At 59.6% G+C, this 16,007-nt stretch carries 14 protein-coding genes; 6 read left to right on the top strand and 8 right to left on the bottom strand.

The window, feature by feature from the left end:
* Window positions 1–8 precede the first annotated feature (8 nt).
* The 8 genes from Q666_RS36480 to Q666_RS36445 form a co-directional block, all read right to left on the bottom strand.
* Window positions 9–2,453: a PAS domain-containing sensor histidine kinase gene (locus tag Q666_RS36480; protein WP_022998976.1), complete on the bottom strand. Its 2,445-nt coding sequence runs from the start codon at window positions 2,451–2,453 to the stop codon at window positions 9–11.
* 312 nt (window positions 2,454–2,765) lie between these two features.
* Entirely contained in the window at window positions 2,766–4,154 is a 1,389-nt protein-coding gene (gene ahcY, locus Q666_RS36475) for an adenosylhomocysteinase (protein WP_022998977.1), read from the bottom strand.
* A 205-nt stretch (window positions 4,155–4,359) separates the two neighbouring features.
* A complete protein-coding gene (locus Q666_RS36470) occupies window positions 4,360–5,667 on the bottom strand; it encodes a cyclopropane-fatty-acyl-phospholipid synthase family protein (RefSeq protein WP_022998978.1) in 1,308 nt (435 codons plus the stop codon).
* Between the two features lie 105 nt (window positions 5,668–5,772).
* Complete coding sequence (locus Q666_RS36465) at window positions 5,773–6,057, bottom strand: HPr family phosphocarrier protein (RefSeq protein ID WP_022998979.1); 285 nt, start codon at window positions 6,055–6,057, stop codon at window positions 5,773–5,775.
* Window positions 6,058–6,064: 7 nt separating this feature from the next.
* On the bottom strand, window positions 6,065–6,469 hold the full coding sequence (locus Q666_RS36460) for a PTS sugar transporter subunit IIA (RefSeq protein WP_022998980.1): 405 nt from the start codon (window positions 6,467–6,469) through the stop codon (window positions 6,065–6,067).
* 136 nt (window positions 6,470–6,605) lie between these two features.
* A complete protein-coding gene (locus Q666_RS36455; protein WP_022998981.1) occupies window positions 6,606–7,073 on the bottom strand; it encodes an aldolase in 468 nt (155 codons plus the stop codon).
* Window positions 7,070–8,887: a sensor histidine kinase gene (locus tag Q666_RS36450; protein ID WP_022998982.1), complete on the bottom strand. Its 1,818-nt coding sequence runs from the start codon at window positions 8,885–8,887 to the stop codon at window positions 7,070–7,072. Before Q666_RS36450 ends, Q666_RS36455 begins: the two co-directional genes overlap by 4 nt.
* 103 nt (window positions 8,888–8,990) lie before the next feature.
* Window positions 8,991–9,689 (bottom strand): response regulator transcription factor, encoded by a 699-nt coding sequence (locus tag Q666_RS36445; RefSeq protein ID WP_031268674.1) that lies wholly within the window; start codon window positions 9,687–9,689, stop codon window positions 8,991–8,993.
* A 501-nt stretch (window positions 9,690–10,190) separates the two neighbouring features.
* Here Q666_RS36445 and Q666_RS36440 point away from each other — a divergent pair.
* From Q666_RS36440 to Q666_RS36410, 6 genes are all read left to right on the top strand, one after another.
* A complete protein-coding gene (locus Q666_RS36440; protein WP_022998984.1) occupies window positions 10,191–11,801 on the top strand; it encodes a phosphoenolpyruvate carboxykinase in 1,611 nt (536 codons plus the stop codon).
* 244 nt (window positions 11,802–12,045) lie between these two features.
* Window positions 12,046–12,381: an XdhC family protein gene (locus Q666_RS36435; RefSeq protein WP_022998985.1), complete on the top strand. Its 336-nt coding sequence runs from the start codon at window positions 12,046–12,048 to the stop codon at window positions 12,379–12,381.
* 17 nt (window positions 12,382–12,398) lie between these two features.
* The gene (locus tag Q666_RS36430; RefSeq protein ID WP_022998986.1) at window positions 12,399–13,025 is read left to right on the top strand and encodes a LysE family translocator; all 627 of its coding nucleotides are present in this window, start codon (window positions 12,399–12,401) and stop codon (window positions 13,023–13,025) included.
* A gap of 3 nt (window positions 13,026–13,028) precedes the next feature.
* Entirely contained in the window at window positions 13,029–13,724 is a 696-nt protein-coding gene (locus tag Q666_RS36425; protein ID WP_022998987.1) for an XdhC family protein, read from the top strand.
* Window positions 13,721–15,337 (top strand): molybdopterin-binding/glycosyltransferase family 2 protein, encoded by a 1,617-nt coding sequence (locus Q666_RS36420; RefSeq protein ID WP_022998988.1) that lies wholly within the window; start codon window positions 13,721–13,723, stop codon window positions 15,335–15,337. The genes Q666_RS36425 and Q666_RS36420 overlap by 4 nt, the downstream gene beginning before the upstream one ends.
* Before the next feature lie 291 nt (window positions 15,338–15,628).
* Window positions 15,629–15,835: a hypothetical protein gene (locus Q666_RS36410; RefSeq protein WP_022998990.1), complete on the top strand. Its 207-nt coding sequence runs from the start codon at window positions 15,629–15,631 to the stop codon at window positions 15,833–15,835.
* Window positions 15,836–16,007 lie beyond the last annotated feature (172 nt).

Below are 16,007 nucleotides of genomic sequence, written 5' to 3'. Positions count from 1 at the left end.
CCGGCGTCCTACTCGGCCGCCGCCTGGTCCGCCAGTTCGGGCCGTGCGGGGAAAACGCAGGTCACCGTCGTGCCCTTGCCTTCGGCGGACTGAATGTCGACCGTGCCGCCATGGAGTTCGACAAAGCTCTTGACGATGGCAAGGCCGAGACCTGCGCCCTGACGGCGCGATCCTGTGTCATGCCCGACAAAGCGGTTGAAGACCTGGGTGAGGATTTCAGCGGGAATGCCATAGCCATGATCCTGAACGACGAAGGTCACCTTGTCGTCTTCGCGGCTGCAGCTGACATCGACCACACCGTCGGGCTCGGAATAGCGCACGGCATTGGAGATGAGGTTGAACAGGACCTGGCGCAGGCGTTTTTCGTCGGCAACCATCATGCCGACATCACCCGGCACATGGGTCCGCAGGTTGATGCGTGCTTCGGCGATCCGGTCCTTCAGCCCTTCGACGGCGGCCGCAACCGTCGGTGCGACGTCGACTTCACCCAGGTCCAGTTCCATGATGCCGGCATCCAACGTTGCCAGATCCAGAATGTCGTTGATGATGGCAAGCAACGCCGAGGAGGACGACTGGATGTAGTCCGCATATTCGCTCTGCTTGTCGGAGAGCTCTCCGAATTTCGGATCTGCCAGCAACTGGGCGAAGCCGATGATGTTGGTCAGCGGCGAGCGCAGCTCGTAGGAAACATGCTGGATGAAGGCGTTCTTGATCTGGTCGGCCTGTTCCAGTGCCTCGTTCTTTTCCAGAAGAGCCCGCTCGACATTGACGCTGTCCGTTACGTCGACAAAGGTCACCAGCGTACCGCCGTCGGGCAGCGGAACAGTGGCATAGTCGACGACATCGCCGTTGTGGCGTTCCAGACGGCTGACCTTCTGGGTGCGGTTGTCGAGGAGTCCCGTTACATTGCCGGCAAGCTGTTCCCAGGCATCGCGCTCGGTTTCATTGAGCGTGCAGGCGGAGACGACTTCCTTGACGTGCGGCAGTTCGGACAGCTGATCCTCTTCCAGACCCCAGATACGACCGAAAGCAGGGTTCCAAAGGCGCAGACGCCCGTCGGACCCGAACACGGCAACGGCTTCCGACAGATTGTCGAGGGTTTCCCCCTGGACGCGGGTCAGCGCGTTGTAGCGGCTTTCCAGATCGAGCTGCTCGGTGACGTTTTCATAGATATAGGTGACGCCGCCTTGCGGGTGCGGATTGGCAATGACGCGCAGGGTGCGGCCATCGGGAAGATGCCACCAGCTTTCGCGAGCTTCCAGTGACTGGTAGCTCTCCATCATCTTGTTGCGCCAGACGCGATAGTCCGCCTGTTCCGGGATCTTGCGCGCCGCGCGCAAGGCATCCAGAACCGCGCTGTCTTCCGGCCGGCTTTCCAGGAAAGCGGGATCGAGATCCCACAACTGGCGGAAGGCCGCGTTGTAGAATTGTAGCTTGCGATCGGCGCTGTAGATGGCAACCGCAGCCGCCAGCTGGTCCAGCGTGCGGCCGTGGAAGTCCTCGGCGCGGCCGAGTTCCTTCTGGGCCTGTTCCAGTTCGCTGATGTCCACGGCAATGCCGGCTCCGCCGACATTGGCATTGACATCGGTCACTTCGAACACCCGGCGTTCACCGGAGGCAACGATGGGAATGCGTGCGTTGAAACAGCCGTCTTCGTTCCGCTGGACGGCCATGGCGGTGCGCGCAGCAGCGTCGAGGAAGGTTGCCCCTTCCTTGATCGCAAGATCGGCGTCGGTCATGTCGACCGCTTCCGCATAGGCCTGGTTGGCCCAGATGAGATTTCCTTCCGCATCGCGCTGCCAGGCCGGTGCCGGCATCGCATCCAGCAGCGCGTGCAGCATATGCAGTTCGCCCGAGATCTTGGCATTGCGGGCAGCAAGTTCCGCCTGCATCTGACGTTCGCCTGTCAGATCGCGCAGACGCAGGACCACAGCACCGCCGGTGGTGCGCCCCAGCGCTTCCACGTAGGTTCCGGTGCGGGTCTTCAAGGTGGTGGTGAAGGCTTCGCCGGTACGGAACAGCATGTCCAGATGACGTTCCAGGTCGCCGGCGCATTTCGCCGTCAGCCAGCTGCCGAACGCAAGAAGTTGCGCCGGGGGGCGCGGCACGCCAGATTTTTCGGGAAGGATGCCCCAGATCTGGGGCATGGCGCCGTTACCGGTCCAGACGATGACGCGTTGCTCATCGGTATTGAGCATCGCCTCCAGGCGGTCGACCCGGAATTTGAGATCGCTCTTTTCCTTTTCCAGCGCGTCGGTCAGCAATCCGGATTGTTTGCGATGACGCACGAGAGCGACAGATGCGGTGACGGCAAAGGCGCACATTCCGCCTAACGCACCAAAAAGAATCATGTTATCGGGGGAAATGGCAGCAGTCGTGTCGGCGAGCATGTCGGCTGCCGCTGAACCGCAAGACAGGCTCCAGCCTGCCAGCGCCGTTCCGCCGAGCTTCACCGATTTCAGACTCCAATCTCGCCACGCCGCGCGTGGCCGCGCGTCGTTCCTGCCGCTTATCGGCATATTGTGATCCCCTTGTGCCGCCTTGCCCTGTTCTTGTGGGCCGCAGCTCCCGGTTTCTGGGAGCAAATCAAAGACATCCGCCTCGTGGCCTTTGATTCGCCTAAACCATAACCTTTTTGAGAATCACGCAGAAGAGTCCGTTATTGAAAAGTTAACAGGACCCTTAAAATTAAAGGGTCCTGCATTTTTTTGTTCACAGACCCGAATCGAGGCGATCACCACATCTAGTGGGCCGCCTCGCCGGAATCAGTATTTGTAGTGTTCCGACTTGAACGGACCAGCCTTATTAATCCCCAGATATTGAGATTGCTCGTCCGACAATTCGGTTAACGTGACGCCCAGCTTCTCCAGGTGAAGGCGGGCAACCTTCTCGTCCAGATGTTTCGGCAGCACGTAGACTTCGTTCTTGTACTGATCGCCCTTGGTGAAGAGTTCGATCTGCGCCAGAACCTGGTTGGTAAAGCTTGCGGACATCACGAAGCTCGGGTGGCCGGTCGCATTGCCGAGGTTCACCAGACGGCCCTGCGAGAGCAGGATCATGCGCTTGCCATCCGGGAACACATACATGTCGACCTGGTCCTTGACCGGGCGGCACTTGGTGTTCTTGAGGGCAGCAACCTGGATCTCGTTGTCGAAGTGGCCGATGTTACAGACGATCGCCATGTCCTTCATGCCACGCATGTGGTCGAAGGTGATGATGTCCTTGTTGCCGGTCGCGGTGACGTAGATATCGCCTTCCGGAAGAGCCTGCTCGATGGTCTTGACCTCGAAACCGTCCATGGAAGCCTGCAGGGCGCAGATCGGGTCGATTTCGGTGACGATCACGCGGGCACCGGCACCAGCCAGGGACTGAGCGGAACCTTTGCCGACGTCGCCGTAACCGCAGACAACGGCAACCTTGCCGGACATCATCACGTCGGTGCCGCGGCGGATACCGTCGACCAGGGACTCACGGCAGCCATAACGGTTGTCGAACTTGGACTTGGTGACGCTGTCGTTGACGTTGATCGCCGGGAACGGCAGGTCGCCCTTCTTCTGCATTTCATAAAGACGCAGAACGCCAGTGGTGGTTTCTTCCGAAACGCCCTGGATCAGCTCTTTCTGCTTGGTGAACCAGCCCGGGTTGGCAGCCATGCGCTTCTTGATCTGCGCGAACAGGCACACTTCCTCGTCCGACTTCGGGTTATCGATCAGACCGGTTTCACCGGCTTCGACCCGTGCACCGAGCAGGATGTAGAGCGTGGCGTCGCCGCCATCGTCCAGGATCATGTTCGCACCTTCGGGGAAGTCGAAGATCTTGTCGGCATAATCCCAGTATTCTTCCAGGGTTTCGCCCTTGGTTGCGAAAACCGGAATGCCTGCAGCTGCAATCGCAGCGGCTGCCTGATCCTGCGTGGAATAGATGTTGCAGGACGCCCAACGGACTTCCGCACCCAGTGCAACCAGCGTTTCGATCAGAACGGCGGTCTGAATGGTCATGTGCAGGGAACCGGCAATGCGGGCGCCCTTGAGCGGCTTGGAGTCACCGAATTCGGCGCGGCAGGCCATCAGGCCCGGCATTTCGTGCTCGGCGATCTCGATTTCGGTGCGGCCCCAGTCTGCGAGCCCGATGTCTTTAACGATGTAGTCGGTCATGAATAAGTCCTGCTGTTTTGAGCCAGCTTCAGGCGCAAGGCCCCTTGAGTGTCGCCGCCATCTCGTGAACCAGTGCCAAAACGGCGCCAGGGGCGGGCGACAGCCGAAATCCGGAAGGCTCCGGAAATCGTTGGAAGGGGTTATAGCGTCAGCAGGGTCATCACGCAATAAAGATATAAAGAATTCTTTATATCATATATCCCAATCACGTCCGGTAGAGATCCGCGCGTGATGGCGGCATGCCCGACGGACCCTTGGTGCGACGCGTCGCGACCGTTTGGAAGATGCCGATGGAGCCGCGTTCAAAGCCGAGCGAGACGCCAATGAGATAGGCCAGCCACAGACGATATTTGTGCTCGCCTATTTCCGCGACAGCCGCGTCCTTTACCTTCATCAGGTTTTCCGCCCACTGCCGTGTCGTGCGAGCATAGTGCTCGCGCCAGGCTTCGACGTCGTGCACCTCGAAGCCGTGCGCTTCCAGATTGGTCAGCGTCCAGCCAATGTGGTCGACCTCCCCTCCCGGGAAGATATAGCGTACCAGCGCCTGGTATTCCGGCTTCTTGCGGCGGAACGCCTTCAGATCCTTTTTGCCGCGGCGGGTGATCGCATGGTGCAGGTAGACACCCCGCGGTTTCAGCAGGCGGTGCACGCTCTGGAAATAATTATCGTAATTGTCCAGCCCGACCGCCTCGAACATGCCGATGGATGAGATCTTGTCGAACTTGCCGTCCATGTCGCGATAGTCGATCAGCTTGACCGAGACCTTGTCTTCAAGGCCACGCGCCTTGATCCGCTCCTCGGCAAGCTTCAGCTGTTCTTCCGCCAGCGTGACCCCAACGGCTGTCACGCCATAATGTTCGGCGGCGTGGCAAATCAGGGCGCCCCAGCCGCAACCGATATCGAGCATCCGGTCACCCGGCTTCAGCCGCAACTTGCGGCAGATCATGTCGAGCTTGTCTTTCTGCGCCGTCGCCAGATCGTTCGACCAGTCGGAGAAATAGGCGCAGGTGTAGACCATCTCCGGATCGAGAAAGAGCCGATAGAAGTCGTTGGAAACGTCGTAATGGAACGCGATGTCGTCCTTGCGGCTGCCGGAGCTTCGGTCCGCTGACTGACCGGCATCAAGCCCGTCCGGGTTGGCTTCAGCCTTGCGACCAGAACCGCGCCAGAGCGAAAATCCGGTTTTCAGCAGCAGGGTCTTGTTGAGGCGTTTGCGAATTTCCCGGCTTTTGAGTGTCGGCCGCTTTTCGGCAAAGTCGAAAATGCTGCCACCGCGCGGGTCGACGTCGCCATTTGCATAGAGATCGATCAGCGTCTTGATGCCGGGACGGCGAAGAAGACGCGTCAGCGCCGTTTCGGAAAGAGCAAGCCGCAGACCGTCCGCCGGCGCATCGGCAGGTACCCGGGATCCGTCCCAGAGTTCGAACGCGAATTGAAGGTCCAACGCCTCATGGACATGGGTAAGTGCAGTGCGCGCGGCGGAAATCAGTCGGTCCTGAGTGTGGCTCGCCATGTCGGCCCCCGGTTCGGTTTGGAAGGGTGTGGCCGATGCCCGGAATTCACTCGATCGACCGCAGCAGGAATGTGCACCGCAGGGTGGCGGCACGAAATGTCAAAATCAATCTTCTTCGCCAAAGCCGCTTTCGACGAGTTCGGCAATCGCCGCCATGGCGTCTCCTGCATCAGAGCCGGTGACGCTGACAGTGATAAAGCAACCCGGGCTGGCGGCGAGCATCATGAGACCCATGATCGACGTTCCGCCGACGGTCTGGCCGTCCTTGGAAACCTGGACGTCTGCGTCAAACGTCTCCACCAGCTTCACCAGCTTTGCGGAAGCCCTGGCATGCAGGCCACGGCGGTTGACGATTGTCAGGTCTTTTTCCAACACGGTCTGCGCTGTCATTGTTGTTTTAGTTCTGTCCCGACAGCACCTGGCTGGCAACCGAGATGTATTTCTGGCCGGCCTGACGGGCTTCATCGACAGCATCGGCCAGTTCGCGATCTGCGCGCACGCTGGCAAGCTTGATCAGCATCGGCAGATTGACACCGGCCACCACTTCAACGGATTTGCTGTCCATCACGGAAATTGCGAGGTTGGAAGGTGTGCCACCGAACATGTCCGTCAGAAGCACCACACCCTTGCCGGAATTGGCAGCTTCCACAGCGGCCAGAATGTCCTGGCGCCGCTGCTCCATGTCGTCATCCGGACCAATGGAGATGGTTTCAACCTGTTCCTGTGGACCGACAACATGTTCCAGCGCCGCTTTGAATTCCTCAGCAAGGCGCCCGTGCGTAACAAGTACAAGTCCGATCATGCGTCAGTTAGCCTGATTATCGAGTGCGTTAAGCTCAGGATCCCAAAAGAGATCCGGAAAGAGCCGGGCGTTTATCAGTCTGATGCACTCTCTTCAACCGCTTCGTCAGTTGCAAGCAAAAAACGCCCCTGCTGCCTCAAATATAATCCGGTCCTTTGGGGAAAAGGTGCCGTAACGCCCAACGGATCAGGCGCAGGCTGTGCTCAGGGTCGTTTTGCGGGCACATAACCACCGGTAAATGCACGCCTTCAAGGCAGGTCGTCGCGAGAACCTGCTCCGGCATCCTCTCGATGGCGTCGGCCTGCTTCAGTTCGACCAGCAGATGCACTTGCGCGTACGGCAGAAAGCGCGTTTCGACAACACCGAAACCGCGTACTTCCATGCGGCCTTCTATCGTCCGCGGCGCATGCGCCTCGAGCCGTCCATCGGCTGCAGCAACATGCGTGTAGTCGTCAGCCACCAGAAGGCCGAGATTGCCTTTGGCCCGTGCCGCCTCGATGAGAATATCCGAAAGGGTTGTCTTGCCGCTTCCGGCACCACCCCGGATCAGAAGGCCGGCTGTGCCCACCACCACGCAATTGGCATGAACCGCCGGAGGCGTCACTTGCTCCGCCCTGCCGGCAGATAGATGGTGAAACGAGCACCTGCAATCTTCTGCTTGCCGTCCCGACCGGGCACCAGCCGGTTGGTGGCAACTATGGTCCCGCCATGGGCTTCGATGATCTGCCGGGAGATCGACAGGCCCAGACCGGAATTGTTGCCGAAGCCTTCGCCTTCCGGCCTGTCGGTATAGAAGCGTTCAAAAATGCGTTCGGTGTTTTCAGCACGGATGCCGGGGCCATCATCGTCCACGATGATCTTGATCATCCGGCCGTCCCGGCTGAGATCCACCCGAACCGTTCCGCCGGCGGGCGAGAAGGACCTGGCGTTGTCCAGAAGGTTGCTGACGACCTGTCCGAGGCGAATATCATGGCCTTGCATCTGATAAGGCTTGCTGCCCTGAGCATCTGCAACGGCCAGCTTGACACTTGCCTCTTCCGCTCCGGACCGCTGGTTGGCGGCATCGGCCATGTTGCGCAGCAGCTCGGCCAGGTCGATCGGCTCGGCCTGGATGCGGGCCAGTTCCGCATCAAGGCGGGAAGCATCGGAGATGTCGCTGATCAGACGATCGAGGCGGCGCACGTCATGCTGGATCACTTCCATCAACCGGTCCTGCGAATTCTTGGACTTGGCCAGCGGCAGGGTTTCCACGGCACTGCGCAGCGATGTCAGCGGGTTCTTCAATTCGTGCGCGACATCGGCGGCAAACTGCTCGATCGCATCGATCTTGTTGTAGAGTGCGTGGGTCATTTCCCGGAACGAACGCGCCAGATGGCCGATCTCGTCCTGCCGATCCGAAAAGTCCGGTATCTCCTCGCGAGAGGTCGAGCCTCGCCGCACGCGGTCCGCGGCAGCCGCAAGGCGCCGGACCGGGCCGGCAATCGTCCCGGCCAAAAGGATCGACAGAAGGATGGTCACTGTGGCGGCAAACAGGAACACGCGAATGATGGCGATACGTTCAGCCCGCACGATGGCGTCGATGTCACCGCCCTGTGTCGACAGGAGCAAGGCCCCAAGGACCGCGCGGAACCGCTGTATCGGCACGGCAACGGAAACGATCAGCTCGCCCCGTTGCGAGATCCGCGTCACGCTGGCCGGGGACCCGGCAAGCGCCGCCTCCACTTCCGGATAGGCACGGCCATCGCCGCCGCCTACGTCCTGATAGATCGGCAGGTCACCCTGGCGCAGCCAGCGCTTGACCCATTGCCAGGTCGAATCCCAGAAGCCTTCCTCCTCCGCCGTCGGAGGCGGCAGATCGAAGCGCAGGATCTGGGCGCTGGTATAAAGGTGGCGGCTGTCGAGGATGAGAATGCCTTCCGGATCATAGATCCGCGCCCGGGTCTTGGTCGGCGAAATCAGGCGGCGCAGCACGGGACCGACCCGTTCCGGGTTGATCGGAAAGTCGAGACTGTCGAGATCTTCCTGGGTCGGGGTGATGCTTTCGCCCGCCTGCAACTGCAACAGGCGTTCGGGGTCGACGGTGATCGTGCCCGTATCGACGGTGGCGGAAGCGGCAATGGCGCCAGCAATGATTTCGCCCTGGGTCAGAAGGCTCTGCACCCGTGCATCGATCAGACCCGCGCGAAACTGGTTGAGGTACAGGATACCGATCACCAGTGCCAGCAGACCCACGAGGTTGATGGCGATGATCCGGCGCGTCAGCGACGAGAGAACATAGGTTCCGAAGATACGGCCCAACTGGCTGAGCAGACGGCGACGGATGCGCTTGTTGCCAAGCCGGCGCAGACGGGAGCGATCCGAACCGTTCTGAGGTTCAGAGGCACCAATCTCTTCCGCGCTCTCGCTTTCCACCGCCATTCAGGCTCACATTAGATCAAAGGCTGTTCAATCGAAACCGACTGAACAGCCAAAAGCAGATCGTTTCCAGGTTTTACCGGGACAGTCGCTCTACCGGTCCGTTTCAGACTTCCCGGAAACGATACCCGACACCGTAGAGGGTTTCGATCATGTCGAAGTCGTCATCAACAACCTTGAACTTCTTGCGCAGCCGCTTGATGTGGCTATCGATGGTGCGGTCATCCACATAGACCTGATCGTCATAGGCCGCGTCCATGAGCGCGTTACGGCTCTTGACGACACCGGGCCGCTGCGCGAGCGCGGACAGGATCAGGAATTCGGTCACGGTCAGCGTGACAGGTTTGCCGTTCCAGGTGCAGGTGTGACGCTCCTGGTCCATCACAAGCTGGCCACGTTCCAGCAGTTTGTCGGCATCGTCGCGCGGCGTGGATGCGTCACGCGGTTGCGCCCGGCGCAGCACCGCTCGCACACGCTCGACCAGAAGCCGCTGCGAAAAGGGTTTGCGGATGAAATCGTCGGCGCCCATCTTCAGGCCGAAGAGTTCGTCGATCTCGTCATCCTTGGAGGTCAGGAAGATTACCGGCAGATCGGAGTTCTGGCGCAGGCGGCGCAGCAGTTCCATGCCGTCCATACGTGGCATCTTGATATCGAAAATCGCGAGTTCCGGCGGGTCGCTCTGCAGGCCGTCGAGCGCCGATGTACCGTCGGTGTAGGTTTGAACGCGATAGCCTTCCGCTTCCAATGCGATAGAGACCGAAGTCAAAATGTTGCGGTCGTCATCGACCAGGGCAATTGTCGGCATGCTTTGTTTTTCCATTTCCGGCAACGCACCGATGGCGCGCATCGGCATTAATGTAACACACAGCCTTTGGCCTGCTAAATGCGCATAAATTAAGGCAATCCGCCTCCGGATATGCTTGCATGACACAAAGACCGCCCAGCCGGCTGCATTGGTGGGGATCACTGTAAAAGATTTCAAGAGACCAACTTAACGTCAAGTCTCGTACATTGGTGGCGGGGCTCAGTCGAGTCTCTACTACAAGTGCGAAATGAACGCACTTTCTTTCGATTCAATCAACATTTCGAACATTCCGAAAGTTTCGAATTTTAGTTCGACGTCCAAATTAATCATTGGCAATTTAATGGTGATTTTTAATCGATTAAACAATTACATAGCACCTTTGGTAGTCTTGCTGCCGTTTAGTCATTCCACTACGTTCGCAGCCCTCACAGCCAGATTTAGCTTTTCTTAACTTTCTCCGGCCGTGACAAAACTAGCCCCCATCACGAGGACTGCGGGAACATGCAAGAAGTAGGTGTCAGGAATCCCTCAATTGGTTGCGAAACTTTCGGCTTCAAAGGCCTGAAAGCGCTCTATTGGAACCAGAACGAGCCTGCTCTTTATGAATATTCCCTCTCCCGCGGCGAAGCAAAGCTAGCTGCCGGCGGCGCGATTGTTGCCGAAACCGGTGTTCACACCGGCCGCTCGCCGAAAGACAAGTTCGTGGTTCTGGACGACGAGACCCGCGACACCGTGTGGTGGGACAACAACGCCCAGATGTCGAAAGCCAATTTCGACCTGCTGCTGTCCGATTTCCTCGCGCACGCCGAGGGCATGGAGCTGTTCGCACAGGACCTTTACGGCGGCGCTGACAAGACCCATCGCCTGCCTGTACGCGTCTATACGGAATATGCCTGGCATTCGCTGTTCATCCGCAACCTCCTTCTAAGGCCCGAGAGTTCCGAGCTGGAAGGCTTTGCGCCGGACATGACAATTATCGATCTGCCAAGCTTCAAGGCGGATCCGGAACGCTACGGCTGCCGGACAGAAACCGTGATCGCCTGCGACCTGACCCGCAAGATCGTCCTGATCGGCGGAACCTCCTATGCAGGCGAAATGAAGAAGTCCGTCTTCACCATGCTGAACCACCTGCTGCCGGCAAAGGGCGTCATGTCCATGCACTGCTCGGCGAACTTGGGCGATGCAGGCGATACCGCAGTGTTCTTTGGCCTGTCCGGCACAGGCAAGACCACGCTCTCCGCCGACCCGTCCCGCACGCTGATCGGCGACGACGAGCACGGCTGGGGTGAAAGCGGCGTCTTCAACTTCGAAGGCGGCTGCTACGCCAAGACCATCAAGCTTTCCGCTGAAGCCGAGCCGGAGATCTACTCCACCACCCAGCGCTTCGGCACTGTTCTGGAAAACGTGGTTCTGGACGAGAACCGGGTGCCGGATTTCGACGACGGTTCGAAAACCGAAAACACCCGTGCTGCCTACCCGATCCACTTCATCTCCAATGCCAGCGACACCGGCTGCGCGCCGATGCCGAAGACCATCATCATGCTGACGGCCGATGCCTTCGGCGTCATGCCGCCGATCGCGCGTCTGACACCAGCCCAGGCAATGTATCACTTCCTGTCCGGGTACACCGCCAAGGTGGCCGGCACGGAAAAGGGTGTTACCGAGCCGCAGGCGACCTTCTCGACCTGCTTCGGCGCGCCGTTCCTGCCGAGGCATCCGTCCGAATACGGCAACCTGTTGAAGGACCTCATTGCCAAGCACAATGTGGATTGCTGGCTGGTCAACACCGGCTGGACCGGCGGTGCATACGGCACCGGGCAGCGCATGCCGATCAAGGCCACCCGCACGCTGCTCACTTCCGCACTGAACGGCAGCCTGAAGGACGCCGAGTTCCGCACCGATGCGAACTTCGGCTTCGATGTGCCGGTTTCCGTCGAAGGTGTCGACGATACGATCCTGACCCCGCGCGAAACCTGGACGGACAAGGATGCCTATGACGTTCAGGCCGCCAAGCTGGTGCAAATGTTCGTCAAGAACTTCGCGACCTTTGAAGCCCATGTCGACGGTGCCGTGCTGAATGCCGCTCCCGCCGTGCGTATGGCTGCCGAATAAGCCCGAAAATAATACCCCGCAAAACCTGAACGGCTCCTCCCCCTCGAGGAGCCGTTTTTTCATGGGTAGACAACGCTCTTGTGCTTCCCGATCACGACGTCGCGCCGGATGGATGATCGCTGAGAACGTCCGCCGTTGGCGCGAGGAGCACAGGGTGATGCTGCGCTTGCTTTCCCTCGCCTGCTCTCTTTCATCAAATTCAGAAAGATCTATATTGAAGGTCCTACCTTGAAGGGGCGACCTCATGACGGCCACAGAGACGACTTCCATTCCCGACGTTTTGAAGACAGCCGAAAGCTGGCGCGGTGCGGGACGTTCCGTTGCACTGGCGACCGTGGTCGAGACCTGGGGTTCCGCGCCACGCCCGGTCGGGTCCCATCTTGTCATTGATGCCGAAGGCAACTTCGAAGGCTCCGTCTCCGGCGGCTGTGTCGAAGGGGCGGTGGTGTCCGAGGCAATCGACGTCATCGAGACCGGCAAGCCGACCACGCTGGAATTTGGCGTTGCCGATGAGACAGCCTGGCGTGTCGGCCTTTCATGCGGCGGCCGCATTCGCGTCTACGTCGAACCCGTCACCTGATCCCGGACCTGATCTCGATGACCACGGAAACCCTGCTTGCCTTCGTCGCCGCTACGGCTCTTTTTGCCTATATGCCTGGCCCGGCCCTGCTTTATACCGCCGCACAGACGATCGCCCGCGGACAGCGGGCCGGTTTCATGGCTGCCGCGGGTATTCACCTGGGCTGTTATGTGCATGTCTTTGCCGCGGCCTTTGGCCTGTCGGCTATCTTCAGTGTCGTACCGACACTCTATTTTGCGCTGAAGCTGGTTGGCGGGCTTTACCTGATCTTTCTCGGCATCCAGATGATCCGGACCCGCGTAGTGGCCGGACCGACACCCAATCTGCCCCAAAAATCCGAGAAACGGGCCTTTGCAGACAGCGTGCTGGTGGAGGTTCTCAATCCCAAGGTCGCCATCTTCTTCATCGCCTTCCTGCCTCAGTTCGTCACCTCTGACGCAAGCCTGCCGATCTGGGCGCAGTTTCTGATCCTGGGAACGTTCGTCAACTTCGCTTTCACCTCGGCAGATATCGTCACCGTTCTTTTTGCAAGCCAAGTGAAAAAGCGGCTGACCAGGACATCGAAGTTCCAGAGCCTCACTCGCTGGCTTGGAGGATCGCTTCTGGTGGGACTTGGATTGAAACTGGCAACGGACCGCGCATAGACCATGGACTTTTCCCTGCTAAGTGACCTCAACAAGGACCGTGCCGCGCGCCGTGCGGCGATCCTGGTGACCGACATGGTGGACGGGCAGCAACGCCTCGTCCGCAAATCCGACGATTTTTCCGGCGATCCCCTGGCTGAGGAACTTGCAAGGCGTTTCCGCTCAGGTAAATCCGGCATGATCACCGGAGAAAGTGGCGAAGTCTTCCTGAACGTATCCTTGCCTGCGCCGCGCCTGGTCATCATCGGCGCAGTGCACATCAGCCAGGCGCTTGTTCCGATGGCGGAGATTGCGGGGCTTGATGTGACCGTCATTGATCCGCGCACGGCCTTTGCCACCGAAGACCGCTTTCCCGGAAGCACACTCAAGGCGGACTGGCCCGAAGAGGTCTTGAAGGATGCGCCCCTTGATGCCTTCACGGCCGTTGCCGCTGTCACTCATGATCCGAAGATAGATGACTTCCCCCTGATGGAAGCGCTGAAGACGGGATGTTTCTATGTCGGGGCGCTCGGCAGCCGCAAGACCCACGGCAAGCGTCTGGAACGCTTTACCGAAGCCGGCCTGGCACCTGAGCTGTTTGACCGGATCGATGCTCCGATCGGTCTCGATATCGGAGCAGCTTCGCCGGAGGAAATTGCGGTGGCCGTGCTGGGCGCCATCATCAAGGCGTTACGGACCGCTCCGGGAGCTGCCGCATGATATTCGGCCCTTGTCCGCCGGAAGATGCCGAAGGCTGTATTCTCGCGCACCGGACAGCCCTGCCGAAGCGTGTGCTGAAAAAAGGCCGCCGCCTGACGGGACAAGACTGCGCCGAGATTGCCGCCGCCGGCATCGACAGCCTCATGGTTGCCCGGATAGAACCCGGCGACACCGGAGAGGATGCCGCGGCTGAGCAGCTCGCCACGGCTGCTGCAGGTGCGGGTCTTGAGACCGACACCGCCTTTACGGGGCGCATGAACCTCTATGCCGCCACCAACGGCGTCCTGGTGGTCGATGCGGATGCGGTTACCGCGGCCAACCGGATTGATCCGGCCATCACCTTTGCGACCCTGCCGAACTACAGCAAGGTTCTGGCCGGCCGTATGGTTGCAACCGCGAAGATCATTTCCTTTGCCGTTCCAGAAGAACAACTGGGAGCCGCCGCAAACGCTCTCAGGGGTGCAGTCCGCGTTGCCGGCTTCAGTCCGCGCAAGGTTGGCCTTGTCGCAACGCAACTGCCGCATCTCAAGCCCTCGACCATGGACAAGACCCGCCGCGTGCTGGAAGACAGGCTGTTGCCGAGCGGATCAACCGTCCTGAACGAGCACAGGGTCGCCCACAGCAGGGAGGCCGTTGCCGAAGCCTTGCGGTCGCTGAAGGAAGAAGGCGCTAATTTTCTGATCCTGTTCGGGGCTTCTGCCGTTGTCGACAGGCAGGACGTGCTGCCTGCGGGTCTGGATCTTGCCGGCGGGACGGTGCACCACCTGGGCATGCCGGTGGACCCCGGCAACCTGCTGATGCTCGGAAGTCTCGACGGCATTCCCGTGCTGGGCGCACCGGGCTGCGCCCGAAGCCCGAAGGAGAACGGTTTCGACTGGGTTCTGGACCGCCTGCTTGCCGGACTGGAAGTTCACCCCGACGACATTACCGCGATGGGTGTTGGAGGCCTCTTGATGGAAATCGGGACACGGCCGCAGCCCCGCGAAGGCAAACGCAAGGGCGAAGCTGCCAGGATCGCGGCACTGATCCTTGGCGCAGGCAAGTCGTCCCGCATGGGCGGTCCGAACAAGCTGCTTGCGACGCTGGACGGCAAGACCCTGATCCGGCATGCCGCGGAAGCTGCCGCCGGCGCCGGTCTGTCACAGACCGTTCTGGTAACCGGGCATCTGGCTGAAGAAGTCGGCGCTCAGGTCGAAGATCTGGATGTTACGCTGGTGCACAACCCGGATTTTGCAGACGGCATGGCCGGGTCCATCCGCACCGGCATGAATGCTCTCGCCGCAGATACCGATGCGGTGATCGTTCTTCTGGGCGACATGCCACGCATCGGCAGCGATGTTCTGAAGAGGCTGATCGGCACTTACCGCGAAAACGACAACAGTCTGATCGTCACCGCAACGGCGGATGGGAAACGGGGCAATCCGGTCTTGTGGGACCGACGCTTCTTCGAAGCCCTGAAATCCTTGAGCGGCGACGTTGGAGCACGCCACATCATTGGCGAAAACCCCGGGTTCGTGGCCGAAGTCGAGATCGGATCCGCCGCAAGACTGGATCTTGATACACCCGATGCGCTTCGGCAGGCTGGAGGCAAGTTGCCTGAGCCAAAAGGCTAAACCTTTGGCCTGGTAAAGTAAGCCGAAGCAATAAAGCCAAACGATAACATTACATTAACCCGGTATGCACTGAGTGCAGGCCGGAATTGCCAGCTATTCTATTGCAATTTTGTGACATGCCGCTTATGTAATGCCTGCGCTTGCTGAAGGGCACCCAATTGGGTTGGACAACGGATGACGTCCCGGGCGCCGCTTACATCCGATTCCTGTCGAAAGCTGTTCGGATCCTCCCTCCCGAGGATGCTCGAGCGCTTTTGTCGCTTGGTTAAAAGAAGAACGAAGGAAAACGTCATGGCTGACTTGTCTCTCCCGCGCCCGGGCTGCTGCAAATGGGCAGAAGGTGATTCTGGTAACTACATCTTCCCGTGCAGCACGCGCGTCGAAGCAGGTGTCTCCTATTGCACCGAACATAGCGCCATCGTCTACATCCCGCCGGAAGAGCGCCGCCGCAACCGTTCCGGTGGTGGCATGAGCCTGTCCTTCCGCCGCGCGGCATAAGAATACAAGCTGCTTGAACTAAAAAAGCAGATATTCCGTGGAACACCACGTACCTCGAAACCCGGCCCTCAGGCCGGGTTTTTTATTGCCCGGATTTTCCCGTGCTGGATTTCAAGCCCGCAAGGCTGGACGAAAAGCATGTCAACATCGAGCAACCTCTGCGTGAACAGAA

It is taken from the genome of Labrenzia sp. C1B70 (assembly GCF_000475395.1).
Lineage (GTDB): Bacteria > Pseudomonadota > Alphaproteobacteria > Rhizobiales > Stappiaceae > Roseibium > Roseibium algicola.
This window is presented reverse-complemented; position numbering and strand designations above follow the sequence as displayed.

Bases quoted from the DNA above. Each gene is read 5' to 3' on its own strand.
- ahcY (WP_022998977.1), bottom strand. From the start codon at position 4,154: ATGACCGACTACATCGTTAAAGACATCGGGCTCGCAGACTGGGGCCGC.
- Q666_RS36470 (WP_022998978.1), bottom strand. From the start codon at position 5,667: ATGGCGAGCCACACTCAGGACCGACTGATTTCCGCCGCGCGCACTGCA.
- Q666_RS36465 (WP_022998979.1), bottom strand. From the start codon at position 6,057: ATGACAGCGCAGACCGTGTTGGAAAAAGACCTGACAATCGTCAACCGC.
- Q666_RS36460 (WP_022998980.1), bottom strand. From the start codon at position 6,469: ATGATCGGACTTGTACTTGTTACGCACGGGCGCCTTGCTGAGGAATTC.
- Q666_RS36450 (WP_022998982.1), bottom strand. From the start codon at position 8,887: ATGGCGGTGGAAAGCGAGAGCGCGGAAGAGATTGGTGCCTCTGAACCT.
- Q666_RS36445 (WP_031268674.1), bottom strand. From the start codon at position 9,689: ATGCCGACAATTGCCCTGGTCGATGACGACCGCAACATTTTGACTTCG.
- Q666_RS36440 (WP_022998984.1), top strand. From the start codon at position 10,191: ATGCAAGAAGTAGGTGTCAGGAATCCCTCAATTGGTTGCGAAACTTTC.
- Q666_RS36435 (WP_022998985.1), top strand. From the start codon at position 12,046: ATGACGGCCACAGAGACGACTTCCATTCCCGACGTTTTGAAGACAGCC.
- Q666_RS36430 (WP_022998986.1), top strand. From the start codon at position 12,399: ATGACCACGGAAACCCTGCTTGCCTTCGTCGCCGCTACGGCTCTTTTT.
- Q666_RS36425 (WP_022998987.1), top strand. From the start codon at position 13,029: ATGGACTTTTCCCTGCTAAGTGACCTCAACAAGGACCGTGCCGCGCGC.
- Q666_RS36420 (WP_022998988.1), top strand. From the start codon at position 13,721: ATGATATTCGGCCCTTGTCCGCCGGAAGATGCCGAAGGCTGTATTCTC.
- Q666_RS36410 (WP_022998990.1), top strand. From the start codon at position 15,629: ATGGCTGACTTGTCTCTCCCGCGCCCGGGCTGCTGCAAATGGGCAGAA.